This window comes from Inquilinus sp. (genome assembly GCF_057815775.1).
Window position 1 is genome coordinate 1 of record NZ_JBYRFX010000607.1, and the last position, 3,856, is coordinate 3,856.

4 protein-coding genes and 1 pseudogene are annotated in these 3,856 nt (G+C 69.8%); 1 reads left to right on the top strand and 4 read right to left on the bottom strand.

From position 1 onward, the window contains the following. Positions 1-88: 88 nt before the first annotated feature. Positions 89-895, bottom strand: a complete 807-nt coding sequence (locus AC3XYG_RS21320) for an AraC family transcriptional regulator (protein ID WP_489141879.1) — start codon at positions 893-895, stop codon at positions 89-91. Between the two features lie 97 nt (positions 896-992). Here AC3XYG_RS21320 and AC3XYG_RS21325 point away from each other — a divergent pair, with 97 nt between their 5' ends. After that, a complete protein-coding gene (locus AC3XYG_RS21325) occupies positions 993-1,451 on the top strand; it encodes a hypothetical protein (RefSeq protein ID WP_489141880.1) in 459 nt (152 codons plus the stop codon). A gap of 4 nt (positions 1,452-1,455) precedes the next feature. Here AC3XYG_RS21325 and AC3XYG_RS21330 read toward each other — a convergent pair whose 3' ends face one another. From AC3XYG_RS21330 to AC3XYG_RS21340, 3 genes and pseudogenes are all read right to left on the bottom strand, one after another. Beyond that, complete coding sequence (locus tag AC3XYG_RS21330) at positions 1,456-1,950, bottom strand: RNA pyrophosphohydrolase (protein ID WP_489141881.1); 495 nt, start codon at positions 1,948-1,950, stop codon at positions 1,456-1,458. A gap of 17 nt (positions 1,951-1,967) precedes the next feature. Continuing rightward, positions 1,968-3,410 carry a S41 family peptidase gene (locus tag AC3XYG_RS21335; RefSeq protein ID WP_489141882.1) on the bottom strand — a complete coding sequence of 481 codons (1,443 nt, stop codon included), beginning with the start codon at positions 3,408-3,410 and terminating at the stop codon, positions 1,968-1,970. A 206-nt stretch (positions 3,411-3,616) separates the two neighbouring features. Then, positions 3,617-3,856: pseudogene (locus tag AC3XYG_RS21340) on the bottom strand (2,3-bisphosphoglycerate-independent phosphoglycerate mutase); the annotation flags it as partial.

Below are 3,856 nucleotides of genomic sequence, written 5' to 3' on the forward strand. Positions count from 1 at the left end.
GGCCGGTGCAGGGGCAGCGGGCATCGCGATCGGTCCATCGGATATAGATAGGTTATCTATCTATATTCTTGGAATTGACCGCTGGCAATCAGCCTTGGGCGCTCCGGTACCGGGCCGGCGTCGTGCCCAAAGTGCGGCGGAACATGGCGATGAAGGCGCTGGGGCTGTCATAGCCCAGCTCCAGCGCCACCGTGGTGACGCTGGTGCCTCGGCCGAGCAGGTCGAGCGCCGCCAGCAGCCGGGCCCGGCGCTGCCAGGCCGCGACCGACAGGCCGGTCTCCGCGCCGAAATGCCGCTCCAGCGTGCGCGGGCTGGCGGCGGCGATGCGGGCCCATTCGGCCAGGGTGCGGCGGCTGGCCGGGGCCGCCAGCAGGGCCGCGGCCAGGCGCCGGGCGCGGCGGTCGCTGGGCATCGGCAGCAGCAGCGGGGTGGGCGGGGCGGCGGCCATCTCGTCCAGCATCACCGCGACGATCCGGCGCTGGCGGTCGTCCAGCGGCCGGGCCTCGGGCCAGGTCGCGGCGCGCAGCGCCATCTCGCGCAGCAGGGGCGAGAAGGGCAGGATCCGGCAGTCGGCAGGCAGGCCGGCCGCCGCGTCGACCGGGACCTGGATGCCATGCATGTGCAGGCGGCCCTCGGTGATGGCGTCGTGCATCAGGCCGGGGGGCATCCACAGGGCGCAGCCGGTGGGCACGCACCAGCGGCCGTCGGCGGTGCCGATCACGGCGCTGCCGGCCGTGGGCCAGAACAGCTGGCCGCCGGGATGGGCATGGATCGCGGTCTCGAAGGCGCTGTCGATCCGCACCTCCAGCCGCACCATCTGGCCGGCCAGCCGGTCCAGCATCGCCGCCTCGGCCGAGCCGGGGGCCATGCGGATGACCGTTTCGCGATAGGACATGGCCCGGCCTCGTGCGATTGCCGCCCCACCGCCCGCTACGGTGGCTCACCCCAAGGGCTCTTCACCGGCCCTGAATGAGAGTGAGAGTGGTTATCATATGACGCAGGATTTTGCCATCGCAGTGCCCGATGTGGCCGCGCCGCCGCTGTTCGACACCGCCGCCTTTCCGCTGGTGCGGATGCCGATGCCGGAGGAAGGGGCGGCCGGTTACGGCGACCGCTGGACGGTCGAGTTCGATGCGATCCTGGCGCGGGAGAGCCGCTTCGTGCTGCTCAGCATCGGGCCGATGGCGGGGGATGAGGCGCATGCCGACCGCAAGGCCCGAACCCTGTGGCTGAAGCGGCGGCGGCAGGATCTGGGCCGGCTGTGCCTGGCCCACCTGCATGTCGAGACCGATGCGGTGCGGCGCGCGGCGATGCAGGCGATGTTCATGACCGCGAAGCTGGCCGCGGCCTTCCCCTATCCGCTCGCGCTGTTCGCCGACGAGAACGCGGCGATGGAGCGGGCGTGGTCGCTGCTGCGCTCGGCGCCGCTGACGCTCCCACTGACGCTGTGAGCGGTCAGCCCGCTTTCCGTGTCAGAATCGACGCGAAGGCCGCCAGCACGGTGGTGTAGACATCGCGCTTGAATGGCACGATCTCGGCCAGCACCCGGTCCGGCTCCGACCAGCGCCAGGCGTCGAATTCCGGATGCTCGGTCTCGATGTCGATGTCGCTGTCCGTGCCCAGGAAGCGCAGCGCCACCCAGCGCTGCTCCTGGCCACGGTAGCGGCCGCCCCAGACCTTGCCGACCAGATGGTCCGGCAGGTCGTAGCGGGTGCTCTCCGGCGCCTCGGCCAGGAATTCGGCATCGTCGGTGCCGATCTCCTCCTTCATCTCGCGGAAGGCGGCCTCGCGCACCGTCTCGCCCTTGTCGATGCCGCCCTGCGGCATCTGCCACCCGTCGGGCGTGTCGCGACGGCGCGCCACGAAGACGCGGCCGTCACGGTCCAGCAGCATGATGCCGACGCAGGGGCGGTAGGGCAGTCCGTCCTTCCGCTTGTCCTGCGCCGCCATGGTGGTGACCTCCGGCGTCAGTTCGCCTGCGCCTTCTGGAACAGGGCGAGACCGCGCAGCAGGTCGAGGGCGCGCGACAGCTGGTAGTCGACATCCTGCGGCTTGTTGGCGTCAGGCGCAGCGCCGTCGGCGGCCGGGGCCGGCGTGGCGTTGTCCTTGCCCGGGGTTGCCGGCTTGTCGGGGGTCGCGCCCGCGGCCGGCGGCGTCGCCGGGGCGGGGGTGGCCTTCTGGTCGCTGTTGTCCTGGTCCGGCAGGTTCTGCTTGTTGTCGTTGTTCAGCGCGCCCTTCAGGTCGGCCTCGCGGTAGCCGCGCAGCTGCGCGATTTCCTCGATCCGGGCCTGCTGCACCTCGATGTCCGGGGTGATGCCGAGCTGCTGGATCGACCGGCCGGACGGGGTGTAGTAGCGCGCCGTGGTCAGGCGCATCGCCCCGTGGCCCGGCAGCGGGCTGATGGTCTGGACCGAGCCCTTGCCGAAGCTCTGCGTGCCCATCAGGATCGCGCGGTGGTGGTCCTGCAGCGCGCCGGCGACGATTTCGGACGCCGAGGCCGAGCCGCCATTGATCAGCACCACCATCGGCAGGCCGTCGGCCAGGTCGCCCGGTGTGGCGTTATAGCGCTGGGCCTGGTCGGCCTTGCGCGACCGGGTCGAGACGATCTCGCCCTTGTCGAGGAAGGCGTCGACCGTTGCGATCGCCTGGTCCAAGAGCCCGCCCGGATCGTTGCGCAGGTCGAGGACATAGCCCTGCAGATTGGGCCCAAGCTTCTTCTTGATGTCGGCGATGCCGCGCTTCAGCCCGTCTTCCGTCCGCTCGGTGAAGCTGGTGATGCGGATGTAGCCGATGTTGCCTTCGGTCCGCCACTTCACCGATTCGACCGGGATGGTGGCCCGCGCGAAGGTCAGGTCATAGGGGTCGGCCTCGCCGCGGCGCAGGGTGATGGTGATGTTGCTGCCCACCGGGCCGCGCATCTTCTCCACCGCCTCGTTGAGGCTCATGTTGACGATCGGCTTGCCGTCGATGGCGATGATCAGGTCACCGGCCTGGACGCCGGCCTTGGCGGCGGGGGTGTCGTCGATCGGCGACACCACCTTCACCACGCCGTTTTCCATCGTCACCTCGATGCCGAGGCCGCCGAAGCTGCCGCGGGTCTGGGACTGCATGTCCTGGAATTCGTCGGCGTTCAGGAAGTTGGAATGCGGGTCCAGCGAGGTCAGCATGCCGTTGATCGCGGCCTCGATCAGCTGCTTGTCGCTGACCGGTTCGACATATTCGGCGCGCACGCGCTCGAACACCTCGCCGAACAGGTCGAGCTGCTTGTAGGTGTCGTTCGCGTCGGTGCTCGTCGCGGCCTTGTCGGGCGTCTTGTCCTGCGCCCAGCCCTGGAAGGTCAAGGTATGCCCGCCGATGAATGCCAGGCCCATCAGGGCTCCGATGGCGACGGCGTTCAGATGCTTCTTCATGCTTGCCCTCGCTGGCGGCGGACCGCCAGGCGCTCGAGTCAATCGGCCGACCGGCCGTCTCCGGAACCCGGAGGGGCGGCTGGCCAGGGTGGACGCCACCCGATGATATCTGCCGGGTTTCGGCGGGATCAAGTTACCTGACGTCCATCTTTGCGGTTTCGCGTCACAACGTCGCCGCAGCGATGGCCCCCATAGAGGGTCGACCGTCAGGCCTGGTCGGACACCTTAGACACATCCATCAGGCTGCGCCCGGACATTTCCTCCGGCTGCGGCAGTCCCATCAGCGCCAGCAGGGTCGGCGCCACGTCCGCCAGCTTGCCGTCATGCAGGCCGGGGCGGGGTGCCGGGGCGTTCACGAGGATCACCGGCACCTTGTTCAGCGTGTGCGCGGTGTGCGGGACGCCGGTCGTCTGGTCGCGCATCAGCTCGGCATTGCCGTGGTCGGC

Bases quoted from the DNA above. Each gene is read 5' to 3' on its own strand.
- AC3XYG_RS21320 (WP_489141879.1), bottom strand. From the start codon at position 895: ATGTCCTATCGCGAAACGGTCATCCGCATGGCCCCCGGCTCGGCCGAG.
- AC3XYG_RS21325 (WP_489141880.1), top strand. From the start codon at position 993: ATGACGCAGGATTTTGCCATCGCAGTGCCCGATGTGGCCGCGCCGCCG.
- AC3XYG_RS21330 (WP_489141881.1), bottom strand. From the start codon at position 1,950: ATGGCGGCGCAGGACAAGCGGAAGGACGGACTGCCCTACCGCCCCTGC.
- AC3XYG_RS21335 (WP_489141882.1), bottom strand. From the start codon at position 3,410: ATGAAGAAGCATCTGAACGCCGTCGCCATCGGAGCCCTGATGGGCCTG.